Below are 6,287 nucleotides of genomic sequence, written 5' to 3'. Positions count from 1 at the left end.
ACTATAATTATCAAAATATTCAATAAAGTGATTGTATACGTTTCTAATGGAAGCGGTTAACATAGATTTGAAATTTCCGACTTCCATTAAAATATGAACCTTTACATCGCAGTGTCTCTGCGCCAAAAAAGGTTTATATAAAATTTAAATAGAAAGGAGAAAGTTTATTAGATTTACAAAAAACAATAAGGTGGTTGAAGCATTTGAAGAGTCTAAAAGTTAATGGAGTTTTATTTTTAATTTTACTATTAGTTTTTAGTAGTATTAGCGGAGCAGTTTATGCAAAGTCGGGAGGATCGCCCAATGGACCATCATCACCTGTAAATTTACAGATTCCAGACCTTGCTTTTGATGAAGCCAGCATCACTCTTGTTTGGGAAAAACCAGAGCAATATAATGACATCGTAGATTTTAACATCTATATGAATAAGAAGAAAATTGGAAGTGCCCTGGAAGACAATAGTGGCCCAGCAAAAGCCTATATCGATAATTTCTATGAAAATATCGATAAGGATAATTTCCATGAAAAGATTCTTATCCATAATTTTAAGGTTAACAATCTTAAACCTAATAAGTCCTACGAATTTTATGTAACATCTGTGAATGCTGAAGGGACGGAATCGGCACCTTCCAATAAAATTGTAGGAAAAACAACAAAGATACCAGAGATTTTTAATATTGTAGATTATGGGGCAACACCAGATGATGATAGTAAGGATACAGAAGCTATTCAAGCAGCCATTGATGCTGCAACACCTGGGTCCAAGGTGTTAATACCAGATGGAAAATTTATCTCCGGAGAATTATGGCTTAAATCTGATATGACTTTACAAGTGGATGGATATTTACTCGGCTCTCCGGATGCCGAGGACTACAGTACCAATTTCTGGCTATACGATTATTCTACAGATGAACGTTCATATTCACTCATCAATGCACATACATACGATTACGGCAGTTTGAAAAACATTCGTATCGTGGGCAATGGGATCATTGATGGGAACGGGTGGAAATATGATAAGAATCATCCTACCATCGATGAACTTGGGAATGAATTACCACGTTACGTTGCTGGCAACAATTCAAAAGTAACTGGAAATGTAAAGATCGAAAACGGGAAGATGAGCCCACTAGATCTTGAATCTGAAAATACATTGGGAATCTTAGCAGCAAATCAATCATATGCCGCACAAGAAATGGGCATGGACGCGAAGTCCGCTTATGCAACTCGTTCCAATCTGATTACCGTTCGTGGCGTAGATGGAATGTATTATGAAGGAATTACCCAGCTTAATCCTGCAAATCACGGGATTGTAAACCTTCATAGTAAAAACATTGTAATAAATGGCACCATTTCCAAAACGTATGATGGCAATAATGCGGATGGATACGAGTTTGGTGACTCTCAAAATATCATGGTCTTTAATAACTTTGTTGATACAGGCGATGATGCTATTAATTTCGCGTCAGGAATGGGACAAGCAGCATCCAAGAGTGAGCCAACAGGAAATGCTTGGATTTTCAATAACTATATTCGTGAGGGTCATGGTGGGGTTGTTACCGGTAGTCATACAGGTGGCTGGATCCAGGACTTTTTAGTAGAAGACAATATTATGTATAAAACAGATGTAGGTTTACGCAGTAAGACAAACACCCCAATGGGTGGTGGGGCAAAAAATATCCTTTTCAGAAACAATGCATTGGAGGGTATTGACGGAGACGGCCCATTTGTCTTCACTTCCGCTTATACAGATGCAAATGCTGCAATCCAATATGAACCAGCAGATGTCATCTCTCAATTTAGAGATATGGAGATTGTTGATACAACCGTTCGAAATCAAGGGGGAAGTAACAAGCAAGCGATTCTTGTAAATGGTAATAATAGTGCTGGCGAAGTTTATCACGAAAATATTACTTTCAAAAATGTTAAATTTGATAATGTCTATTCCGTAAATATGGATTATGCAAAAGATTTCAAATTTATTAATGTATCTTTTACAAACCTCAAAGATAATGGCGGAAATCCATGGAGAATTACAAATTCTACGGGACTTGTATTTGAGAATACAACAGCAGCACCAATTGATGCTACACAAAAACCAGAATGGACAGAAGATACAGTTATTGATGCTATATCATCACCTGATGGAAAAAGCGTTACTTTAACATGGAGTGAAGCGACTGATAATGTTGGTGTTGCGGGTTACACAATCTACAAAAATGGTGAAAAACTTGGTGAAAACTATACAACTACAAATCGCACAAGTTTTACTGTAGATGGACTGGCACCAGCCACAGAATACACATTTAAAGTGGAAGCAACTGATGCAACAGGAAATCGCACTTCAAATGGTCCAGAAATTAAGGTAGTTACAAATGGTGAAGCTGATCAAACAGCACCCGTTCTCCCAATGAAAACAACGATTTCAGAATCAACAACTAAAATTCCTTCCAGCGATACTTTTAGTGGCAAGGAAGTAAATGTGGTGTATACAGGGTTTACTTGGACTTCTATAACTTGGGATGCTGCTACTGACGACACAGGAATTGCTGGTTACAACGTTTACGCCAATGGTGAGTTAAATGGCTTTGCAACATCAAATAAATACACATTAACACACCTAGAACCTGGTACAAAATATAATATTGAAGTCGAAACAGTTGATCTTGCTGGCAATAAGACACCTTATAATAGTGTACTAGAATTTGAAACAGCCAGACCTTACCCAATCGGTGCACCTTCCTTTGATGGTGGCTTAGAAGCAAAAATTAATACAGATGGAACTAGTGTAAATCTGTCATGGAATTCTGCAAAAGCACTCAATCAAGATGTAATCGGATACCGAGTATACGTGAATGGTCAACCTATCAAGTCTGAAGGTGCTGCATTTACACCTATAAATTCAGAATTGACTACATCTGATACAAGCTACACCGTAACAGGATTAAAACAAGGTAAACGATACACATTTAAAGTAGAAGCGGTCGGTCATGCAATTAAATACTCTAAGAGAGAACGACTCTCAGATGTACTTCCAAACGGCCTTCTTGAGGTTTCAGGCTACAGATGGAGTGGATTTGGCCCAAGTGTCGATGTTCATCTAATTCCTGGTAAAGCAAAAAGTGAACAAGCAAAATCGAAGTAAAGAAATGCATGAAATAATTGCGGGTGTTTTCCATTTTATTATTAATCACGCTCAAACAATGTGCTAATTAACTCGTACTATCTTTTTCCAGCCGATTCTCTTATAACTCATATTAAAATCCTCTCCATTTAATATTTTTCAATGAATACCATTGAAAAAGTTAAAGAGAGGATTTTTTAGTTAAGTTGTAGGCTTCAGGATTTAGTACAAGAATCTTTTGAATCATTTGCCATGTATCTCTTAAATGCCAATTAAAATTAGGCGATGCAATCAGGCACAATACCCAATTATCGGACATAATTTGTTGAGGAAAGTCTTTGAAATATTTCCGGTATGACTTGAATACAATCCTTTTCTATTTTGTGAGTTCTGTTTCATTTCAAAGTACTTTCATACCTTAATAAATAATGAATAATCGGAGGTAATGTTCGTGAATAATTTTCAAAATGAGCTCCAAATGTTAAATATTGGCGATTTCCATTCGACGGATGTAGTTCCTTGGGATCCAAACCAGTATTACGCTGAATCAGCCAGACAAATAGGTGAATTTGGTGGAATTGGTGGATTTGGACGATGTTCTGGTTTCTTTAGTTGTTTCCGGTGCTCTAACTGCTTTAGTTGCTTTAGTTGTTCTAGTTGTTTCCGGTGCTCTAACTGCTTTAGTTGCTTTAGTTGTGGTGGTGGCCGCTGCGGAGGTGGACACCGTTGCGGAGGCGGAGGCCGCTGCGGAGGTTACTAACTCGAATTTAAATACAAAGTAATTCTAACCATCAAGTATGTAGCCCCTGAAAAAATACTTTAGGGGCTAACTCTTTATGATTAGACATATAAGACAAATTTCTGTACATAGGATTATAGTGACAGTGGTGGTACAGAATCGCAAACTGGATCTTTAGTAAAGGAGGAGCGAAATGACAAAATTAACCCCTTCTATGCGTCTCAAGGTAAAAAGAGACACATTTTTTCTCCCCTATGCAAACAGCGGTGTATATTTTCGGAACAATACAAGTTCGTTCCGTATGGAAGGAAATACAATCGATAAGTGGGTTGAAAAGCTAATACCCATGTTCAATGGAGAGTACTCGTTGGGGAATTTAACTGATGGATTACCCGTCCCATACCAAGAGCGGGTATACGAAATTGCAGAAGCACTGTATCGCAACGGATTTGTTATGGATGTAAGTCAAGATTTGCCGCATCAATTACAATCACATGTAACCGAGAAGTATGCATCTCAAATCGAATTCTTGGAAAATTTCGGACACTCTGGCCCTTACCGCTTTCAAGCCTATCGTCAGTCAAAAGTTTTGGCAGTTGGATCTGGCCCATTTTTAGTATCATTGGTATCTGCATTACTCGAATCAGGATTACCAAGGTTCCATGTACTAATTACCGACCAAGAATCTACTAATAGAAAGCGGTTATCCGAACACGTTGCACATGCACGTCAAACCGATCCCGAGGTAATGGTTAATGTGTTAACCCTAGATAAGGATGGGGTGAGGACATGGAGGGAAATTGTGCAAGAATTTCAATTCATTTTGTATGTTTCACAAGAGGGTGATGTTGAGGAATTACGAGCTCTCAATGAGATTTGTACGAAAGAAAAGAAGGGGTTTCTCCCCGCTATTTGTTTAGAACAAATGGGTATAGCAGGTCCTCTAGTGCATCCTGAATCTAAGGGATGTTGGGAATCTGCGTGGAGGCGCATACACGAATCTGCACTTCACAAGGAACAGCCGTTATCCAATTTCTCTCAAATAGCAGGAGCGATGCTTGCAAATGTAATCGTCTTTGAATTATTCAAAGAGATTACGAGAATAACTGAATCGGAAAAAGAGGATAATCAATTCTTTCTCCTTAATCTAGATACTTTAGAGGGAAACTGGCATTCCTTCATTCCACACCCCTTTGTGACGGGCACCCCAGAAGCTAAACAGATACAAGATTTAGAATTACGGATTAACGAAGTACCTAGAGATGGTGATGTGGAAAAGTTGTTTCTATTATTCAATCAATTGACATCACCGGAAACTGGAATTCTTCATATTTGGGAAGAAGGGGATTTGAAGCAACTTCCCCTATCACAATGCCGGGTTCAAGCAGTCAACCCGTTGTCAGAGGGGCCAACTAAATTGTTATCAGACATAGTCTGTGCCGGCTTGACTCATGTCGAGGCTCGAAGGGAAGCAGGGCTAACAGGGATTGAAGCCTATGTGTCTCATCTCTTTAAAACTCTCCCACAACAGGAAGTAGATAAAGGTATTATAGAAAAAAACGAGTTTATCGGTGTAGGAATGGGAGAATCGTTAGCAGAAAGTGTTTGCCGGGGATTGCAAAAGTGTTTGGTTAAGGAGCTAAGTGAAAAAAATGACGAACAGAAGCATACTGTTTCACGTATAGAATTGAAATCAGTAGAAGATAAACACTGTCAGTTTTATCTTCAGGTATTGAATAGGTTGAATGGGGCACCGCTTATCAGCGTTGGAGAGAAAGTTTCTGGATTCCCTGTTGTTTGGATTAGAACTAATAACCGCTGGTATAGCGGTTTAGGTTTGACTATCACAAAGGCATTGGAAAATGCATTACAGCACGCCATTATGAAGACAGCAAACAGAGAGGATTTTCGCACAGCTCATTCATATGAAGGTTCATCCGTATTTCTGGAGCAAAATGTACCACTAAGCCTGGAAATACCTTCAAGTGAAGAGATGACACATTCAGAGATTTTAAAATCCGCAATAAAAGTATTAGAACGAAACAGCAAGCAAATCGTGGTATTTGAACTTGAATTTGAACCATTTAGCAAAAATGAATTGGTAGAGTTGCATGGTGTGCTTTTAAAAAAGGAGGAATCCACTTGAATAGTATCGTGGTGATTATCGGAGAAGGTTTTTTAGCGGATCACGTGTCCAATGAATTAGCCTCCCATTTCATGTTAATTCGTCATCCCGATTTCGACTCAGGAATATCAGAAGAGGCTGATTTAGTTTTAGTATTGCATGAAGCCTGGGATCCCTCCATTCATCAAAAGGCAGAAGAGCTATTACGCCCTAAGGGCATCCCCTGGCTACGAGGCTTTGTTTCATTTGGTGAGGGTGTGGTTGGTCCGTTGGTTCGACCAGATTCCCCAGGATGCTC

At 38.8% G+C, this 6,287-nt stretch carries 3 protein-coding genes and 1 pseudogene; all 4 read left to right on the top strand.

The genetic code is table 11. The features are described from left to right. The first annotated feature begins 203 nt into the window (after positions 1 to 203). Positions 204 to 3,146, top strand: coding sequence for a fibronectin type III domain-containing protein (locus V7147_RS23290; protein ID WP_335370182.1), 2,943 nt, complete (start codon positions 204 to 206; stop codon positions 3,144 to 3,146). A 424-nt stretch (positions 3,147 to 3,570) separates the two neighbouring features. Then, entirely contained in the window at positions 3,571 to 3,885 is a 315-nt protein-coding gene (locus V7147_RS23285; protein WP_335370181.1) for a heterocycloanthracin/sonorensin family bacteriocin, read from the top strand. A 172-nt stretch (positions 3,886 to 4,057) separates the two neighbouring features. After that, positions 4,058 to 6,010 carry a putative thiazole-containing bacteriocin maturation protein gene (locus V7147_RS23280; protein ID WP_335370180.1) on the top strand — a complete coding sequence of 651 codons (1,953 nt, stop codon included), beginning with the start codon at positions 4,058 to 4,060 and terminating at the stop codon, positions 6,008 to 6,010. Continuing rightward, positions 6,007 to 6,287: pseudogene (locus tag V7147_RS23275) on the top strand (TOMM precursor leader peptide-binding protein); the annotation flags it as partial. The gene V7147_RS23280 and the pseudogene V7147_RS23275, both read left to right, overlap by 4 nt.

This window comes from Bacillus sp. JJ1521, assembly GCF_036965165.1.
Classification (GTDB): Bacteria; Bacillota; Bacilli; order Bacillales; family Bacillaceae_L; genus Ferdinandcohnia.
Note: the sequence above shows the minus strand (reverse complement) of the source record. Positions and strands in the feature narration are given on the sequence as shown.

Bases quoted from the DNA above. Each gene is read 5' to 3' on its own strand.
- V7147_RS23280 (WP_335370180.1), top strand. From the start codon at position 4,058: ATGACAAAATTAACCCCTTCTATGCGTCTCAAGGTAAAAAGAGACACA.
- V7147_RS23285 (WP_335370181.1), top strand. From the start codon at position 3,571: ATGTTCGTGAATAATTTTCAAAATGAGCTCCAAATGTTAAATATTGGC.